Origin of the sequence: Gaetbulibacter sp. M240 (assembly GCF_043876815.1) — a bacterium.
Lineage (GTDB): Bacteria > Bacteroidota > Bacteroidia > Flavobacteriales > Flavobacteriaceae > Gaetbulibacter_A.
Window position 1 is genome coordinate 312,467 of sequence record NZ_JBAWKA010000003.1, and the last position, 18,387, is coordinate 330,853.

Annotated in this window: 13 protein-coding genes and 1 tRNA gene; 10 read left to right on the forward strand and 4 right to left on the reverse strand. The window is 40.3% G+C overall.

From position 1 onward, the window contains the following. Nucleotides 1-107: 107 nt before the first annotated feature. The 4 genes from V8G61_RS10555 (at nt 108) to V8G61_RS10570 (ending at nt 4,795) form a co-directional block, all read left to right on the forward strand. Entirely contained in the window at nt 108-968 is an 861-nt protein-coding gene (locus V8G61_RS10555; protein ID WP_394875627.1) for a GLPGLI family protein, read from the forward strand. 88 nt (nt 969-1,056) lie between these two features. Beyond that, nucleotides 1,057-1,890 carry a GLPGLI family protein gene (locus V8G61_RS10560; protein ID WP_394875628.1) on the forward strand — a complete coding sequence of 278 codons (834 nt, stop codon included), beginning with the start codon at nt 1,057-1,059 and terminating at the stop codon, nt 1,888-1,890. 38 nt (nt 1,891-1,928) lie between these two features. Beyond that, on the forward strand, nt 1,929-4,634 hold the full coding sequence (locus V8G61_RS10565; RefSeq protein WP_394875629.1) for a carboxypeptidase regulatory-like domain-containing protein: 2,706 nt from the start codon (nt 1,929-1,931) through the stop codon (nt 4,632-4,634). Nucleotides 4,635-4,712: 78 nt separating this feature from the next. Further along, a tRNA-Tyr gene (locus V8G61_RS10570) sits at nt 4,713-4,795 on the forward strand. Nucleotides 4,796-5,143: 348 nt separating this feature from the next. Here V8G61_RS10570 and metK read toward each other — a convergent pair. Continuing rightward, nucleotides 5,144-6,397, reverse strand: coding sequence for a methionine adenosyltransferase (metK, locus tag V8G61_RS10575; RefSeq protein ID WP_394875630.1), 1,254 nt, complete (start codon nt 6,395-6,397; stop codon nt 5,144-5,146). A gap of 516 nt (nt 6,398-6,913) precedes the next feature. Here metK and ilvD point away from each other — a divergent pair. The 6 genes from ilvD to azu all read left to right on the forward strand — a co-directional run bounded on the left by ilvD (nt 6,914) and on the right by azu (nt 15,415). After that, complete coding sequence (gene ilvD / locus V8G61_RS10580) at nt 6,914-8,593, forward strand: dihydroxy-acid dehydratase (RefSeq protein WP_394875631.1); 1,680 nt, start codon at nt 6,914-6,916, stop codon at nt 8,591-8,593. A 45-nt stretch (nt 8,594-8,638) separates the two neighbouring features. Further along, on the forward strand, nt 8,639-10,378 hold the full coding sequence (gene ilvB, locus V8G61_RS10585) for a biosynthetic-type acetolactate synthase large subunit (RefSeq protein ID WP_394875632.1): 1,740 nt from the start codon (nt 8,639-8,641) through the stop codon (nt 10,376-10,378). Nucleotides 10,379-10,394: 16 nt separating this feature from the next. Continuing rightward, nucleotides 10,395-10,931 carry an acetolactate synthase small subunit gene (gene ilvN / locus V8G61_RS10590; RefSeq protein WP_394875634.1) on the forward strand — a complete coding sequence of 179 codons (537 nt, stop codon included), beginning with the start codon at nt 10,395-10,397 and terminating at the stop codon, nt 10,929-10,931. Nucleotides 10,932-10,944: 13 nt separating this feature from the next. After that, nucleotides 10,945-12,420, forward strand: coding sequence for a ketol-acid reductoisomerase (ilvC, locus tag V8G61_RS10595; RefSeq protein ID WP_394875635.1), 1,476 nt, complete (start codon nt 10,945-10,947; stop codon nt 12,418-12,420). An 867-nt stretch (nt 12,421-13,287) separates the two neighbouring features. After that, nucleotides 13,288-14,880, forward strand: coding sequence for an NADP-dependent glyceraldehyde-3-phosphate dehydrogenase (locus V8G61_RS10600; RefSeq protein ID WP_394875636.1), 1,593 nt, complete (start codon nt 13,288-13,290; stop codon nt 14,878-14,880). Nucleotides 14,881-14,902: 22 nt separating this feature from the next. Then, nucleotides 14,903-15,415 (forward strand): azurin, encoded by a 513-nt coding sequence (gene azu, locus V8G61_RS10605; RefSeq protein WP_394875638.1) that lies wholly within the window; start codon nt 14,903-14,905, stop codon nt 15,413-15,415. Between the two features lie 75 nt (nt 15,416-15,490). On the opposite strand, the gene V8G61_RS10610 is transcribed toward azu, so the two are convergent. From V8G61_RS10610 to V8G61_RS10620, 3 genes are read right to left on the reverse strand one after another with little or no spacing between them, the layout of a single operon-like run. Next, nucleotides 15,491-16,939 (reverse strand): Gfo/Idh/MocA family protein, encoded by a 1,449-nt coding sequence (locus V8G61_RS10610; RefSeq protein ID WP_394875639.1) that lies wholly within the window; start codon nt 16,937-16,939, stop codon nt 15,491-15,493. Nucleotides 16,940-16,958: 19 nt separating this feature from the next. Continuing rightward, on the reverse strand, nt 16,959-17,789 hold the full coding sequence (locus V8G61_RS10615) for a DUF1080 domain-containing protein (RefSeq protein WP_394875640.1): 831 nt from the start codon (nt 17,787-17,789) through the stop codon (nt 16,959-16,961). Further along, the gene (locus tag V8G61_RS10620; RefSeq protein WP_394875641.1) at nt 17,786-18,352 is read right to left on the reverse strand and encodes a gluconate 2-dehydrogenase subunit 3 family protein; all 567 of its coding nucleotides are present in this window, start codon (nt 18,350-18,352) and stop codon (nt 17,786-17,788) included. Before V8G61_RS10620 ends, V8G61_RS10615 begins: the two co-directional genes overlap by 4 nt. Between the last annotated feature and the right edge of the window lie 35 nt (nt 18,353-18,387).

The following is an 18,387-nucleotide window of genomic DNA, read 5'->3' on the forward strand; positions in this document are numbered from 1 at the left end:
TAAGATTATTTTAACGTTTTCGGCTTAAACTAATAAGGCAATGGCTAGTCTAAAAAGGTATTAAAAACCTTTTTACAACAAACAAACTCGGACTATAAACCCTATCCATGAAAATTTTAAGCACCAGTAGTATAGCCTTGGTCATCTTGATGATCATTGGCAGTCAATCAGTCAACGGACAGACCACATTTCAAGGAAAAGCCTATTACAACTCCAAAACAAGTATGGACTTTAGTCGCTTTCGCGGAAGACAACTCACAGAACAACAAAAAAAGGAGATGGAGGAACGCATGAAATCCTTTTTGGAAAAAACGTTCATTCTAGACTTTAATGCAGAGGCTTCCATGTTTAGGGAAGAAGAAAAGCTTGCGGCACCTTCAGCCGGTGGCGGTGGCGGAAGAGGTTTTGGGTTTATGAATAGTTTTTCCAGTGGGCCTATATACAAGAATATAAAGACCAAAACTTTTGTTCAGGATCAGGAGTTTTTTGGAAAGCAATTCTTAATCAAAGATCAATTAACAAGCTATCCTTGGGTCATGGGAAAGGAGATGCGGAAAATAGGTGAGTACACCGCTTTTAAAGCCACTACTATGATTCCTGCAGAATCTTTGAATTGGACCAGACCGCGGCCTCGGGAGGCTGAGCAGAACGAAAACAAGGGAGAGCAGGCAGAAGAGGTTGTTGAAATGATAACCGTTACCGCTTGGTATACGCCACAGATTCCAGTGAGTCAGGGGCCAAGTGAATTTTGGGGTTTACCTGGTCTTATTTTAGAACTGAATACCGGAGAAACCGTGATTCTATGTTCAAAGATCATTATGAATCCTAAAGAAAAAGGTGCCATAGAAATGCCGGAGAAAGGAAAAGAAGTGACCAAAGCGGAATATAATGCCCTTATTAATCAAAAAGTGATAGAATTAAGAGAAAACCGGATGAGAAGAGGTGGCGGTGGAAGAACAAATAGATGATTAATAGGATATTAGATCTAAAAATAAATAAAATTATTGTTTAATGTTTTGTTATATTTGTTAAACAAAATATTTAAATGATATTAAAATGATGAGAACAGCACTAAAAATCACGATTATACTCCTTTCGATTCTGACCGGTACTAAAGACCTAAACGCACAAGATTTCCAGGGGAAAGCTTATTATTTCAAAAAAACGTCTTTGGAGTTAGGGAGTTGGGGCGCCAGAATGAGTGAACAACAGAAAAAGCAAATAGCTGAACGCTTAAAGAACCGACTGGAAAAAACCTATGTGCTAACTTTTAACAAAGAAGCTTCAACGTATAAGGAAATCGAACAATTAGACGCTATTTCCGGAGCCACGGACAGTTGGGGGAAAAACTTTTCTCCCGGACTCATTTATAAGAATATCAAAACCAACCAACTTGTTCAAAACCAGGAATTTTATGGGAAACAGTTTTTAGTAAAAGATAGTTTGCAAGAGATTAAATGGACAATGACAGGAGATACAAAAAAAGTAGGTAATTATATGTGCTTTAAAGCTACAGCCCAAATACCGAGTAGTGATCTGGAATGGTGGTCTTTCTCCTGGAACAGCATTACAAGTTCGAACAACAATGAAGATACCGAAAATGACAATGAGGAAACATCCTTTTCCGAGGTTATAGCATGGTACACGCCACAAATACCGGTAGGACATGGGCCTTTGGAATATTATGGATTACCGGGATTAATTCTTGAAGTCAGTGCCGGAAATACAGTAATGCTGTGTTCTAAACTTATAATTAACCCTGAAGATAAAGATCAGATAGAAGCTCCTGATAAGGGAAAAGAGGTGACCAAAGAAGAATATAAAACCACCGTTATTGCAAAAATGAAAGAGTTTAGAGAGAACCGGATGGGCAGAAGGCCTAGAGGGTAGAACTAAACATGTGAAACCAACCAAATAGAATCAAATTCATGAAAAAATTATTGTTCATTACCATGCTCGCCTTTAGTGCTTTAAGTTTTGCGCAAGTTACATTTCGAGGCACAGTAAAAGACAGCATCGGGGCTCCATTGGAATTAGCCAATGTCATTGCCATTAATAAGGCGACAAATGCTTTGGAATCCTATGGTATAACAAATGATAAAGGAAAATTTATCTTAACGCTGGAAAAGAATACGGCTTATAATCTTCAGGTCAGTTACATTGGAATGAAGACCTTTGAAGAGACCTTTGAAACCAAAACAGAAAACATCGAAAAAGAGATCACACTTTATGACGATAATGCTTTGGCGGAGGTTGAACTTACATATGAAATGCCTGTAAGTGTTAAAGGCGATACCCTGATTTATAATGCTGATTCGTTTAAGGATGGTACTGAACGCAAACTTGAGGACGTCCTAAAGAAGTTACCCGGTGTTGAGGTGAATGACGACGGTCAGATCGAGGTTGAAGGGCAACGCGTGAACAAGATCATGGTGGACGGTAAAGATTTTTTTGATGGGGATACCAAATTAGCAACCAAAAACATCCCATCCAATGCCGTGGATAAAGTTCAGGTATTAAAGAATTTTTCTGAAGTAGGACAATTGAGCTCTGTAACCAATAATCAAAATAATTATGCGATAAATATTAAACTTAAAGAAGGTAAAAAGAATTTCTGGTTTGGTAATGTAACCGCAGGGGGAGGGGCGTCTACGGATAATGAATTATACCTGGCACAACCCAAATTATTCTATTACAGTCCGAAATACAGCATAAATTTTATAGGTGATCTCAATAACTTGGGTGAACCAGCCTTGAACCGACGAGATCTGCAGAATTTTGGAGGTGGTTTTAGGGCACCGAGCCGGAGCAGCGGTACTTCCCTAAATCTGGGAAATAATAATCTGGGCTTTTTGGCGCAACAAAATAACCGTGCTCTGGATGTTGAAAACAAACTCGCTGCAAGTAATTTTAGCTATTCCCCATCAAAGAGCCTTGATCTTAGTGGTTTCGGCATCTTTAATAGCAGTAAGGTGTTTCTGCGCCAAAAAAGTTTCCGCCAATATACCAATCCGGATCTTGGGATTCCAGATGAAGCTACAGATCAGTTAACCAAACAACGCTCAGATATTGGCTTATTAAAACTTAGTGCTACGTACAAGCCTAATATTGATAATCAAATGGATTATGATGTTCTGGCACGATTCACCAAAGAAACACAGGATCAGGACTTGTTTTCATCGGTAGTTGGTAACACAGTTCAATTTGAAGAAAACACACCGTTCAGTATCAATCAAAGCCTCAACTATTACTATACTTTAGATGCTAACAATATATTTGCTTTTGAGGCTCAGCACTTATTACAAGATGAAGATCCGTTTTATAATGCCTTTCTGGAAGATAAAACAACTTATGATCCAACGGCCGGTAGTTTAGGTTTGGATCCCAATCAAAGTGGTTATGATATAAATCAAAGCAGACGCGTAAAATCCAATCAGCTGGATGCGAAACTCGATTATTGGAACATCCTGAACGGAAAAAGCAACATCAATTTTACCTTAGGAGCCTTGGTGAGTCGTCAGGATTTTAATTCCAATATTTTTCAAACTTTAGATGACAATTCAACCTTTGAACCCACCCCAGATTTTAATGATGGTTTGGATACCAACGACACCAAGTATAATTTCAGTGACTGGTATCTTGGCGTTCATTACACCTTAAAAGCAGGCAAATTTACCTTTACGCCCGGTGTGTCGTTTCATGCTTACTCCAATAGTAACGATCAGTTTGGGAATTTATACTCTGATAATTTTTTCCGTGTATTGCCCGATTTTGAAACGCGCATCGATTTAAAAAAGAGTGAAAGTTTGAGTCTTAGATATAGTATGACCAATCAGTTTACAGATGTTACTAATTTGGCCAGAGGCATCGTGCTTAACAATTACGACGCTATTCAAATAGGAAATCCACTTTTAGAAAATGCCTTAACAAATAATATCCGTTTATTTTACCGCAGCTTCAATTTGTTTAACTACACCAATGTATTTGGCTCAGTAACGTATTCTAGCGCCGTAAATCAGATCCGATCGCTATCCGATTTCCAAAGTGTTATCAGGACCAATCGCTTTTTTAATTCTGAATTTGCTGATGAAAGTGTATCTTCGTTCGGCCGTGTACAACGTACTTTTGGTAAATTCCGAGGGAGCTTAAATGCCAATTTCAACTACAGTAAATTTAACCAGTTCATTCAAGGTAATCGCTCTGTAAATGAAAGTTATCGGCAGTCTTATACTCCGGAATTGCGAACCAATTTCAGAGAAGCACCTAACTTCGAGATCTCATATCGTTATAGTGTGAACAATAACAAGCAGGGTGGACGTACCTCAACATTTATAACCCGTGCTCCGCGTGTTGAATTCGATGCCTTTATTTTAAAGAAATTCACATTTTTAACGGACTACAGTTATAACACACAAAGCAATCCTAACGGATCGCCACAAACCTTTGAGATTTGGGATGCTTCACTTTCTTATAGAAAGAACAATGATTCAAAATGGGAGTATACCATCAAGGCAACGAATTTATTAAATACACAGTCTTTGGTGCAAAACGGAAACAATAACGTTTCGGTATTCAGCTCAGAATATTTTATTCAGCCACGATTCATAACCCTTAGAATCAGCTATGAAATATAAATCTGAAAAATAAATCACGAAGTTATACGAATTTTCTTTGTACAAAACCGGAGGAATAATATATTTGCCGTCGGTTTCGGGGAGATACTCAAGCGGCCAACGAGGACAGACTGTAAATCTGTTGTTTTTTAACTTCGCAGGTTCGAATCCTGCTCTCCCCACTTAACTCGGAAAGTCTGCGGGAGCAGACTTTTTTGGTTTTATAAAAAACCAAAACGTGTTTTAGGTTTTTTATAAAACCAAAAAAGTAGCTGTACTAACAGCGTAACTTTTCAATTTCAGGTGCGGGGCAAAAGGATATCCAATCCTGCCTATCGGAAGGCAGGCCTGCCAACCAAAACGTGTTTTAGGTTTTTTAATCCTGTGAAATTTATTTGGGCGTTCCCCTGCGGGTCAGGCTTTCCGCTATATCTTTTTTTGCAAGCTCAAAAAGGATGTTGCTGCAATCTTTAACGCAAAAAAAAAGACCACCAATAAGGCAGCCTTTTTATTTATAATTTAGAAGCATATTACAAGCCAAAAGCTTCTTTGACCTTCTCTACATAATCCAGTTTTTCCCAAGTAAATAACTCGACCTCTACAGTCACATCATTACCATTTGGTTGTGAAAAGGTTTTGGTTACCGTTTCATTTTGACGTCCCATGTGGCCATAAGCAGCCGTTTCACTATAAATAGGTGCACGTAATTTCAGGCGTTCTTCGATGGCAAACGGGCGCATATCAAAGATTTTGCGCACTTTTTCAGCAATTTCTCCATCGGTCATATTAAACGGACAGGTGCCATAGGTGTCAATAAAAATTCCGGTAGGTTCTACAACGCCAATAGCGTAACTCACCTGAACCAAAACTTCTTCAGCAACACCGGCAGCAACAAGGTTTTTAGCGATGTGTCGTGTTGCATAAGCAGCACTTCGGTCTACTTTACTAGGGTCTTTTCCTGAAAAAGCACCACCTCCATGAGCTCCTTTTCCACCATAAGTATCTACAATGATCTTTCTTCCGGTCAAGCCTGTATCTCCGTGAGGTCCACCGATTACGAATTTTCCTGTTGGATTGATATGATAAGTAATATCCGAATCAAATAATTGTTGAGTAGCCTCCGGTAATTTAGCGATAACACGAGGTATGAGGATTTCGATGATATCTTTTCGGATGGTTTCCAACATTGTTTTATCATCTGCGAAATCATCATGTTGTGTAGATAACACAATACTGTCAATACGTTGGGGAACATTATCATCACTGTATTCAATGGTCACCTGACTTTTACTGTCGGGTCTTAAATACGTGATCTCTTTATTTTCGCGGCGTAAAGCAGCTAATTCTTTCAAAATTAAATGTGATAGGTCCAGACCCAGAGGCATAAAGTTTTCAGTCTCGCTGGTCGCATAACCGAACATCATTCCCTGATCGCCGGCACCTTGTTCTTCTTTGCTACCGCGGTCTACACCTTGATTAATATCTTCAGACTGCTCATGAATCGCAGATAAGACACCGCAGGAATTCCCATCGAACATGTATGCGCCCTTGGTATACCCAATGCGGTTTATGGTATTTCGGGCAATTTGTTGTACATCCAAATAAGTGTTGGATTTTACCTCACCTGCAAGAACTACTTGGCCAGTGGTTACTAAGGTCTCACAAGCTACTTTCGATTCAGGATCAAAGGCCAAAAAATGATCGATCAGAGCATCGCTAATTTGGTCTGCTACTTTATCCGGATGTCCCTCAGAAACACTTTCCGAAGTAAATAAATAAGCCATAAAATCTTAAATTTAAAGGAGATTTGACGCTACCGTCTGCAGGAAGTTTGCACTGCCTTTAGCATTTTTACTTATACGGTTTTTAGGCTCGTACAAAGAGGTTGCAATCAGTCAAATCTTTCCTCTGTTTCTTACGGGAGCAAAAGTATAAAAATAAAGAGAAACAATACTCTTTTTTCGATTTTTTGAACCTTTATCATGTGTTAATTTTTTAGCCCCGATTTAGTGCGTTATATATTTCAGTATTATTGCTGATAAAATCTTTCATTTTTTTATGATTTTTTAATCCTTTTGAACATCATAAAAAATATTATTTAAATAACTGAAAAACAGGTATTTGAATAAATTTTTAGTTAGGTGAGTTTAAACTAAGCTTAAAGCACAGCTTATTCTAATAATGCAAATCCAGTAATTTCGATAATTGATAGATGTTTCCGAAGTATTCATGTATATTCTAAGGCATTTCATTTTAATAAAAGACCAACAAGACCTAAAATAAAACAGTTCAAAATACGAATGAAAGAACTAAACAAATACAGTAAAACTGTAACACAAGACCCAACACAACCTGCAGCACAGGCTATGCTTTATGCTATTGGCTTTTCAGACGAAGATTTTTTTAAACCGCTTGTAGGCATAGCCAGTACGGGCTATGAAGGAAACCCTTGCAATATGCACTTAAATGATCTGGCCAAACTAGCCAAGGAAGGAACACTGGAAGAGGATCTGGTAGGTTTGATCTTCAATACGATTGGGGTGAGTGATGGTATTTCCATGGGAACACCGGGGATGCGTTATTCTTTGCCATCCCGAGATATCATTGCCGATTCTATGGAAACGGTAGTGCAAGCGATGAGCTACGACGGATTAATAACCGTGGTGGGCTGTGATAAGAATATGCCAGGGGCACTCATGGCGATGATCCGTTTGAATCGCCCGTCTATTTTAGTTTACGGTGGAACGACAGACTCAGGATGCCATGCCGGAAAGAAACTGGATATCGTATCTTCTTTTGAAGCTTGGGGAGGAAAAGTAGCCGGGACCATTGAAGAAGCTGAATATAAAAATATTATTAAAAAATCGATTCCCGGACGCGGTGCTTGTGGTGGTATGTATACCGCAAATACCATGTCGTCGGCTATTGAGACTTTAGGTATGGCCTTACCGTATAATTCCTCGAATCCTGCGAACAGTGAAGCCAAACGTGAGGAAGCCATACGCGCTGGAAAAGCCATGCGTTTATTATTAGAAAAAGACATTAAACCTTCAGATATTATAACTAGAAAATCTATTGAGAATGCCATTCGCGTGATCACTATTTTAGGAGGATCGACGAATGCGGTATTACATTTTCTTGCGATCGCCAGAGCGGCGCAAATAGATTTCACCTTAAAAGATTTTCAGGATATCAGTGATAACACACCGTTCCTAGCCGATTTAAAACCTAGTGGAAAATACCTGATGGAAGATGTTCATGCCATTGGTGGTATGCCTGCGGTTTTAAAATATTTGTTAAAGAAAGGCTTGCTTCACGGTGATTGTTTGACCGTGACCGGAAAGACCTTGGCTGAGAATTTACTGGATGTTGATGATTTGGCGGAAGGTCAGGAAGTTATAAAGCCTCTTGAGAACCCTATAAAAGCGACGGGGCATTTGCGCATGTTATACGGAAACCTGGCAACGGAGGGAAGTGTAGCCAAGATCACTGGAAAGGAAGGGCTCAACTTCGTTGGAAAAGCTAAAGTATTTAACGGCGAGTATGCAGCAAATGACGGTATTCGTGATGGAAAAGTGGAGAAAGGCGATGTAGTTGTTATTCGTTATGAAGGGCCCAAAGGTGGTCCGGGAATGCCAGAAATGCTGAAGCCTACAGCCGCCATTATGGGAGCCGGTCTAGGGAATGATGTGGCTTTGATTACCGACGGTAGATTCTCCGGAGGTACACACGGTTTTGTTGTGGGGCACATCACACCTGAAGCTCAGGAAGGTGGTAATATCGCTTTGGTAAAAGATGGAGATATGATCACTATAGATGCTGAAACCAATACGATCACTCTGGAAGTTTCAGATGAAGAATTAGCCAAAAGAAGACAAGAATGGTCTGCGCCAAAATTAAAATTTGAGCGTGGTGTTCTTTATAAATATGCTCGCTCTGTATCATCAGCTTCACGAGGCTGTACTACAGACGAATTTTAAAAAATATTTGTCCTGCCCTTAATTGCAGGAAGACCTAAAAAGCTTATGAATACACAAGCACAAACAATAAATAAAACGGAAAACGCAGACAAAAAAGCCTTGCGTATTACCGGAAGTGAAGCCATTATACGCTGTCTCATTGCTGAGGGTGTAGATGTGTTGTACGGTTACCCCGGTGGGGCGATCATGCCGGTATATGATGAACTTTATAAATTCCGAAATGAGATTCATCATGTATTAACGCGCCACGAGCAAGGAGCTACGCATGCGGCTCAAGGCTACGCCCGAATTTCAGGAAGAGTAGGTGTGGCTATGGCGACTTCAGGGCCTGGCGCTACGAACCTGATTACCGGAATTGCTGATGCACAAATCGACTCGACACCTTTAGTGTGTATCACGGGTCAGGTAGCTTCTAATTTGTTGGGGAGTGATGCCTTTCAGGAGACCGATATCGTGGGTATTTCTACACCCGTTACAAAATGGAACCATCAGATCACTAAGGCATCTGAAATTCCAGAAGTGATGGCGAAAGCTTTTTATATTGCTAAAAGCGGTCGCCCCGGACCAGTACTTGTTGATATTACAAAAGATGCGCAGTTCGAGGAATTCGATTTCACTTATGAAAAATGCATCGGCGTACGCAGTTATAATCCGGTTCCGAAAACGGATGTTTCTGCTGTAAAAGCGGCTGCTGAACTTATTAATACAGCTAAAAAACCCATGATCGTTTGGGGGCAGGGCGTAATTTTAGGGGAAGCTGAAGCGGAATTGAAAGCCGTTATTGAAAAAGCAGGAATCCCTGCGGCATGGACCATTTTGGGCGCTTCTGCAATTCCAACCTCACACCCACTGAATGTGGGCATGGTTGGAATGCATGGAAATTACGGACCGAATAAATTAACCAACGAGTGTGACGTTCTCATCGCCATAGGTATGCGATTTGACGATCGTGTAACAGGAAATCTAAACACCTATGCCAAACAAGCCAAGGTGATACATTTCGAGATCGATCCTGCAGAGATCGATAAAAATGTGAAAACAGATGTCGCCGTATTAGGTGATTCTAAGGACAGTTTGGCGCAGCTCTTAACATATTTAGATAAAAATAATCATAAGGCTTGGTTGGAAGAATTCAGAGCTTATGATGCTATTGAGTTTGAAAAGGTTATTAAAGAGGACTTAACTCCAACAAAAGAAGGCCTGACCATGGGAGAGGTGATCAAACAGATCAATCTTGAGACCAAGGGGAATGCCGCTATTGTATCGGATGTGGGGCAGCATCAAATGATTGCATGCCGTTATGCGGAGTTCAATATCACGAAAAGTAATATTACCTCTGGTGGTTTGGGGACCATGGGCTTTGCCTTACCTGCAGCTATCGGAGCTAAAATGGCAGCACCGGAACGTGAGGTTGTTGCGATTATTGGTGACGGTGGTTATCAAATGACTATTCAGGAATTAGGAACCATTTTTCAACAACGTGTACCGGTAAAAATTGTGGTTTTAAATAATGAATTCCTCGGAATGGTTCGCCAATGGCAACAACTGTTCTTTGACAAACGTTACGCGTCCACCGAGATGACCAACCCCGATTTTGTGACTATCGCTAAAGGCTATCATATTGAAGCCAAGCGCGTAAACAAACGTGAAGATCTGGCGGCCGCTGTGAAGGAAATGATCGCTTCCGATGACGCTTATTTCCTGGAAGTTTGTGTGGAGAAAGAAGATAATGTGTTCCCGATGATCCCATCAGGAGCATCCGTTTCAGATATACGATTAAGCTAAATAAACCGAACCAATAATGGAAGAAGATATAAAAACATATACGATCTCGGTTTATACCGAAAATAACATAGGTCTGCTAAACCGGATCTCAGCCATTTTTCAACGGCGCCATGTGAACATTGAAAGCTTAACCACATCGCAATCTGAAATTGACGGAGTAAACCGCTTCGTTATTGTGGTTAATATTACCAAAACACAGGCGATCAAGATCGTGAAGCAAATCGAAAAGCAGGTAGAGACCATTAGGGCGTATTTTCACACGGATGAAGAAACGATATTTACGGAATCATGCATGTTTAAGATCAAGTCGAGTTTGTTGTTCGAAGAACCTCAGATCCAAAATATAATTAAAGAGAGCAATACCCGAATTGTTACGGTGAACAGGGAGTTTTTTGTATTGGAAAAATCCGGACGCCGAAATGAAATTGAGGCTCTACGCCGCGATCTGAATGTGTTTGGCATTATGCAGTTTGTACGTTCCGGGCGTATTGCTGTGACTAAAGATGAAATGAAAATAACAGAAATGCTTTCAGCATTTTATAACCAATACTAATTAAAAACTAAAAATGGGAAATTATTTTAACACCTTATCCTTAAGAGATAAAATAAATCAATTATCAAAATGCCGCTTCATGGAAGCTTCCGAGTTTGAGGAAGGCGTAAATGCGTTAAAAGGCAAAAAAATTGTAATTGTTGGATGTGGTGCTCAGGGCTTAAATCAGGGCTTAAATATGAGAGATTCCGGACTGGATATTTCTTATGCTTTGCGGGATGGTGCTATCAAAGAAAAGCGAGCCTCTTACGTGAATGCAACCGAAAATGGATTTACAGTTGGAACTTATAAAGAACTCATTCCTACTGCTGATTTGGTGTGTAACCTCACACCGGATAAACAACATACGCCAGTGATCAATGCGGTTATGCCTCTTATGAAAAAGGGAGCGACCCTATCGTATTCTCACGGTTTTAATATCGTGGAAGAAGGAATGCAGATCCGTAAAGACCTTACCGTAATTATGGTGGCTCCGAAATGTCCGGGTACTGAGGTGAGAGAAGAATATAAAAGAGGTTTTGGTGTGCCAACATTGATTGCGGTGCACGAAGAAAATGATCCTGAAGGTAAAGGTTGGGCGCAGGCTAAGGCTTATGCTGTAGCTACCGGAGGTGACCGAGCGGGAGTTTTAGCATCATCATTTGTGGCTGAGGTAAAATCCGATCTTATGGGTGAGCAAACCATTTTATGTGGTTTGTTACAAACTGGATCTATCTTGTGTTTTAATAAGATGGTTGAAAAAGGAATTGATAAGGGGTATGCCTCTAAACTGATCCAGTATGGTTGGGAAACCATTACCGAAGGTTTGAAGTATGGTGGGATCACCAATATGATGGACCGCTTATCGAATAAGGCTAAGATCAAGGCTTTTGAACTGTCTGAAGAAATGAAGGACATTATGCGTCCCTTATTTAGAAAGCACATGGATGATATTATGCAAGGGAATTTCTCACAAGGTATGATGGAAGACTGGGCTAATGATGATGAAAAATTATTGACTTGGCGTGCTGCGACCGGTGAGACCGCTTTTGAAAAAACACCTGCAGGAGATGTGAAAATCACGGAACAGGAATATTATGATCATGGTGTACTTATGGTTGCTTTTGTAAGAGCTGGTGTAGAATTAGCTTTTGAATCGATGACCGAATCCGGTATCATTGACGAATCAGCTTATTACGAATCGTTGCACGAAACGCCATTAATTGCCAATACGATCGCTCGTAAAAAATTATTCGAAATGAACCGCGTGATTTCAGATACAGCAGAATATGGTTGTTATTTATTTGACCATGCTTGTAAACCGTTATTAGGGGATTTTATGAAAAAGATTGATACCGATGTGATTGGGAAAGCTTATGCGAAGGACAATGGTGACGGTGTTGATAACGCCAAGCTTATTGAAGTGAATGCGAAACTTAGAAATCACCCTGTTGAAGAAATAGGAAGATTCTTAAGAGCGTCTATGAAAGCGATGAAACCTATCGTTTAGAATAAAAATAACATCTTAGTTATAACCAAAACAGCGCTGTTGCTTGATTGCTCAGTGCTGTTTTTTTTAAGTAGAATTTGATTATTGTCATTCAGAAGGAACGCAGTGCCTGAAGAATCTGGTAACAAAGTATGGAAGATTCTTCGCTAGCGCTCTGAATGACAGCTGGAATTATAATGAACGGATTGCTTCGCCTTGCTCGCAATGACGTTTCGATTTGTCATTACGAGGAGTGCAAGAACGTGGTAATCTTTTAATTTGACCTAGAGATTCTTCGCTAGCGCTCTGAATGACAACCAGAATTACAATGAGCGGATTGCTTCGTTTTACTCGCAATGACGTTTCGATTTGTCATTACGAGGGGTGCAAGAACGTGGTAATCTCTTGAATCAGATTGCTTCAACACTTTGGTAATGATGAGGTTTTTTGTCATTCAGAAGGAATGCAGTGACTGAAGAATCTGGTAACAAAGTATAGGAGATTCTTCGCTAGCGCTCTGAATGACAACCAGAATTACAATGAACGGATTACTTCACTTCGTTCTCAATTACGGAATTCGCGTTAGGGATTGAGGCATTGTTGGAGCTCGCCCAACGGGAAGCGACTGCCGAAAGCCCGACAAGCGCGCTTTTTAGCGCGCGAAGGAACGCCAAAAAGTATAAGGTTCTGAATTACAGTTTTCAACTCATTATTTTCGATGGAATAATTTTATAATGTTTAGGCGAAATCGTTTTCGAATCGTCTTTTCTCGATTTCTTTTTGGATCGCATTAGCAATTCGTTATTTTTTAAAGAAGTCAGTCCGCAAGACGTCTTATTTTTATAAAATATAGGTATATTTACTTTTGATTTAATAACACCTTTTTTGATGATAACAACGTTTACAGACATCCCAGATAAATTCAAAATAAAAACCTTATTACACCAAACGACCTACTTGGTTGACGGTGAGTTGAAGCCCTGGAAAGGGGAAACAGCTGAGGTATATTCAACCATTTCTTCAACCGAGACGTACAAGCCTACTTTATTGGGCACGATACCACAACTAGGAAAAGACGAAGCTATGGAGGTATTGCAGTCGGCGAGCACCGCGTACCAAAAAGGACAGGGATTATGGCCTACCATGAAGGTGATAGACCGCATAAAATGCATGGAGACATTTGTGGAACAAATGAAAACCAAGCGTGATGAGGTAGTGAAATTGCTGATGTGGGAAATTGGAAAAAATTTAGGAGATTCTGAGAAAGAATTTGACCGTACGGTGGATTATATATACGATACCATTGAGGCGTATAAACAAATTGATAGGGATTCGGCGAAGTTTGAAAAGAACTCGGGAGTGTACGCGCATATTCGCCGAGGTCCTTTAGGTATTGTACTCTGTTTAGGGCCTTATAATTATCCTTTGAATGAAACTTTTGCTTTATTGATTCCTGCCTTGATCATGGGGAATCCGGTGATCTTTAAACCGGCTAAACATGGGGTACTATTGATATCGCCACTTCTGGAAGCTTTTCAGACGAGTTTTCCTAAAGGCGTTGTGAATATAGTTTATGGTCGGGGTCGCGTGCTAGCAACACCATTGATGGAAACGGGTAAAATTGATGTTTTGGCACTTATTGGAAATAGTAAATCGGCCAATGCCTTGCAGGAAGTGCATCCCAAAGGAAACCGACTGCGCATGGTATTAGGGCTGGAAGCTAAAAACCCGGCTATTGTATTACCGGATGCTGATCTGGATCTGGCGGTTGAAGAGTGTATTGCCGGAGCCTTATCCTTTAACGGGCAACGTTGTACAGCGCTTAAAGTATTGTATGTGCACGAATCTGTTGTTGAGGAATTCAATCGTAGATTCAGCTATAAAGTAGATCAATTAAATTTCGGAAATCCCTGGGAGGAAGGCGCTAAACTAACGCCACTTCCTGAAACTGATAAGCCTGCGTATATTCAGGAATTGATTGATGATGCCACAGAAAAAGGGGCTAAGATTATTAATAAAAAGGGTGGAGAAACCACAGAAAATTATATTTTTCCGGCAGTATTGTATCCGGTTTCAAAGGACATGCGTGTATTTCAGGAGGAACAATTTGGACCTGTGGTTCCAATCGTATCCTTCTCTGACATTGATGAACCTCTGGATGACATGGCCGAATCGGATTACGGGCAACAAGTCAGTTTATTTGGAAAAAATGTGCATACCTTATCGCCGTTAATAGATACTTTAGTAAATTTAGTGTGTCGTGTGAACCTTAACAGTTCCTGCCAGCGTGGTCCGGATGTGTATCCTTTTACGGGTCGGAAAGATTCAGCTTACGGTACCTTGAGTGTGCACGATGCATTACGCTCGTTCTCTATACGTACTTTTGTAGCGTCTAAAGACAACCCGTATAATAATGCTATTTTAACAGAACTATTAGAAAAGAAAACCTCTAATTTTATAAGTACAGATTACATTTTATAACTACTAGACTAAATTAAACACTATGAAATCAATTAAATTTATACTCGTTGCCTTATTATCGATCACTTTGATGAATTGTGGCGGTAACGATAAAAAGGAAGAGAAGGAAGGTTTTTCCTATGAGAAAAAAACAGATGACACTAAAGAAGTTGAAGCCAATCCCAATGATGTAGTTATTACCGGAGACGATATGATGAAATTCAATAAGAGTGAAATCAAAGTAAAAGCTGGTAAAAAAGTGAAGATCACCCTGCGTCATATTGGTAAATTAGACAAGCAGGTGATGGGGCACAACTGGGTACTTCTAAAACCCGGCGTAGACCTTTTGAGCTTTAGCGCAAAGGCAGCTACTGAGCGTGAAAATGAATATATTCCTTCAGGTTCGGAGGATGTTATTGTTCACACCAAACTTATAGGAGGCGGAGAAACAGCCGTTATTGAGTTTGATGCTCCGGAACCTGGAACCTATGAGTTTTTATGTAGTTTCCCCGGGCATGCCGCTTTGATGCGTGGCACCTTCGTGGTGGAAGAATAGATCTTTATTAAAAGAAAATAAAAACCCTTTTTAGTTTTTCTAAAAAGGGTTTTTTTATATACAGTATTAATATAGTTATACGTTTAGAGACCAACCTTCTCGGTATTCTCTTTTTACAAATTGGTTGGCAGGATCGAAATTAGTGATCTTCATGAGGTCTCCATCCCAAAGTAACTTTTTACGCCCGGGATATTCAAAACGATTTGGTGAAACTTCACGTCGTAAATTGTAGCTTCGGATCGCCAAATTCCCCATAAGGATACTTTCTGTTAATGGTCCGGCAAAATCAAAGGATGAGGTGAGTGCCTGGTGTTTTGGCTTTCCGTAGCCTTCTTTACAGGCTTCTACCCAGTCCGTAGGGTGACCATTCTCAGGAAGACTATTTTCACCTTCACTATCATCATAAGTGAGAAGTTCTCCATTATTAAGATAAACTTTTGGGTTTCGGGCATAGACACCGCAGGTCATAATACCTTTTTCACCAATCATAATGACTCCATTGGCACTATTATCGTCACCTATAGGATGATCTGCCGGGATGAGATCCGGATGGAATGGACGGATACCACCATCAGACCAAGTTAGAGTAATACCTTTAGAGTTTTTAGCTGTTGCCGGGAATTTTAGTTGCGTGCGTGAGGATGGCGGACAAGATTCCGGTAAATATTCCGGTACCCAATCTTGTTTAAAAATGGCACCTACACTACTCTCCACTTCGGTAGGATACCCTAAGCCCAACACTCTGAAAGGTGGGTCAATTAAGTGGCAACCCATATCACCTAATGCACCGGTACCAAAATTCCACCAGCCACGCCATTTAAACGGATGATATAGGGGATGATAATCTACCCATTGTGCCGGGCCAATCCAGTTGTCCCAGGCTAGGCCATCCAAAAGAGGCGGTTTATCGGTAGGTGTTTCGATACCTTGTGGCCAAACGGGTCGGTTCGTCCACACATGTACCGTATCCACAGCACCAATGATACCGGAGTCAAACCACTCGATCATTTTTTTCACCCCTTTGCCGGAAGCGCCCTGATTCCCCATTTGGGTCACAATTTTGTATTCTCTCGCGGCTTTGGTAAGCACACGAGCCTCGTGGATATTGTGGGTTAAAGGTTTTTGTACATATACATCCTTTCCTAGTTTCATAGCCGCAAGTGTAATGACAGCATGCGTATGATCCGGAGTAGAAATGGTTACTGCATCAATATCTTTTTCTTTATCAAAAAGGATTCTAAAATCCTTGTACTTGTTCGCTTTTGGAAATTTCTCAATAAATCGGCCTGCACTATGCCAGTCCACATCGCAAATAGCGGCAATATTAGACGCTCCGTTATTCCAAACATTCATACCATCCGAATAGCCTTTTCCTCCCGCACCAATAACGGCAATATTAAGTTTGTCGCTTGGCGGAATAAATCCATGACCCATAACATGTCGTGGTATGATCGATATACCAAAAGATGTGAGAGCAGTGTTTTTAATAAACGTACGACGGCTATTCGTTGGTTTTTTTGACATATTTGGTAACCTTTTGGAGTTATTTAAATTCTAGTATTTCAATGTTTCTGAATTCGATAGGATGACTTTCGCTTTGCAATGAAATATATCCAGACGTGAGATGTTCCCCATCTTTTGCCTGAATGGCTTCAGAGGCTCCATCTAAATGCTGACCGCCGATTGTGGGGTGACTGTAAGTGATCACAGGTTTTCCGTTAATGAACTGAGTAATAGTATCATTGGAGATAACGACTTCAGCGGCTATCCATTCTTCACCATAAAAGGTGTCGGAGGTAGAATTAATGCAATGTTCGGTGATCAATTCGCCATCCATGATAACATGGGTTCCCGGAGTACATAAATTACCAGAGGGTCTGGCTATTCCTTCTTCTAAGCCTCCAAGTAATTGAAACTCCAAAGACACCGGAAAATTTTGATCTACAGTCATGCTTTCGGGCGACTGGCAATGGAGCATAATACCACTGTTCTTTGTTCCCCAGGCCTGTCCTCCTTTGGCTTGTTCACCAACAAACCGATATTCTAATCTGAGCTTGTAATCAGAATAGGGTGTTTTGTAAAAAATATGACCGAAAGTGTTGTTGAATTCATCATATTGATCATAAGAAACTTTCATTACACCATCCTCAACCCGAAAGGTGTTGTTGTAATTATCATCAAGTTCGTGGCCTTTGATTTTTACATGCCAACCCTCCAAGTTCTTTCCATTAAAAATGGAGGTCCATTCTTCAGAAACTGGCTTCTCTGTAGCTGTTTCAGGTATTGCTTCGGTTGATTTTTCTTTAGTTTCCTTACAGCCGAGTCCCAAAAAGAGGATGCTAATAAGCCCTACAACTTTAATTGTTTTCATCATAATGAATAGTCTTTGCCACCAGTTAATTCTTGAAGATCGCCGCAAAAATATTGCGCAGGAACAGGATCGTATACCAATACATTTTCCCCAATTTCCTGTGTGGTTTTATAGGCTTTAATGGTCATGCTTTTGATCTTGTTTAAGAATTCTGAAACTGTCAAACCCTTAAATTCAATATCGGCTTCTCGTTCTTCATCGATAACATCTTTTAAAAGCATATGGTTATCCAAGAGGGTCATATAATCTTCATCTGAAATGGTAGTAATATCGCTTTCGGTAGTAGGTTTAACCAATGCTATGGTCTTATCGAAAGCTGTTTTGAAATGATCTTGATCTTCAATAGCAAAAACTTCATCTACGTAGCGGTCTATAAATTGTGGTACATTCAGGTCCGTTACAGAGGGGAGATCATCTGTATTTGGTAAAATAATACTTACCAGTCGGGTTAGCACAACGCCTTGTTCTGTAGTTAAGATAATTGGTTGCCAGCTATCGGGCTCTGCAGTGCAACTTTGAAGGATACTTATCATCGTAGGTGTTGCAACAAAAAATCCTGTTGCCATACCCAAATTTTTTAATGCCTCTCGTCGTTTCATAA

What these genes read in the sequence shown, in the direction of transcription:
- V8G61_RS10615 (WP_394875640.1), bottom strand. Translation starts at nt 17,789, where the DNA reads ATGATGAAAACAATTAAAGTTGTAGGGCTTATTAGCATCCTCTTTTTG.
- ilvB (WP_394875632.1), top strand. Translation starts at nt 8,639, where the DNA reads ATGAATACACAAGCACAAACAATAAATAAAACGGAAAACGCAGACAAA.
- metK (WP_394875630.1), bottom strand. Translation starts at nt 6,397, where the DNA reads ATGGCTTATTTATTTACTTCGGAAAGTGTTTCTGAGGGACATCCGGAT.
- V8G61_RS10565 (WP_394875629.1), top strand. Translation starts at nt 1,929, where the DNA reads ATGAAAAAATTATTGTTCATTACCATGCTCGCCTTTAGTGCTTTAAGT.
- ilvD (WP_394875631.1), top strand. Translation starts at nt 6,914, where the DNA reads ATGAAAGAACTAAACAAATACAGTAAAACTGTAACACAAGACCCAACA.
- V8G61_RS10560 (WP_394875628.1), top strand. Translation starts at nt 1,057, where the DNA reads ATGATGAGAACAGCACTAAAAATCACGATTATACTCCTTTCGATTCTG.
- ilvC (WP_394875635.1), top strand. Translation starts at nt 10,945, where the DNA reads ATGGGAAATTATTTTAACACCTTATCCTTAAGAGATAAAATAAATCAA.
- azu (WP_394875638.1), top strand. Translation starts at nt 14,903, where the DNA reads ATGAAATCAATTAAATTTATACTCGTTGCCTTATTATCGATCACTTTG.
- V8G61_RS10610 (WP_394875639.1), bottom strand. Translation starts at nt 16,939, where the DNA reads ATGTCAAAAAAACCAACGAATAGCCGTCGTACGTTTATTAAAAACACT.
- V8G61_RS10555 (WP_394875627.1), top strand. Translation starts at nt 108, where the DNA reads ATGAAAATTTTAAGCACCAGTAGTATAGCCTTGGTCATCTTGATGATC.
- V8G61_RS10620 (WP_394875641.1), bottom strand. Translation starts at nt 18,352, where the DNA reads ATGGCAACAGGATTTTTTGTTGCAACACCTACGATGATAAGTATCCTT.
- ilvN (WP_394875634.1), top strand. Translation starts at nt 10,395, where the DNA reads ATGGAAGAAGATATAAAAACATATACGATCTCGGTTTATACCGAAAAT.
- V8G61_RS10600 (WP_394875636.1), top strand. Translation starts at nt 13,288, where the DNA reads ATGATAACAACGTTTACAGACATCCCAGATAAATTCAAAATAAAAACC.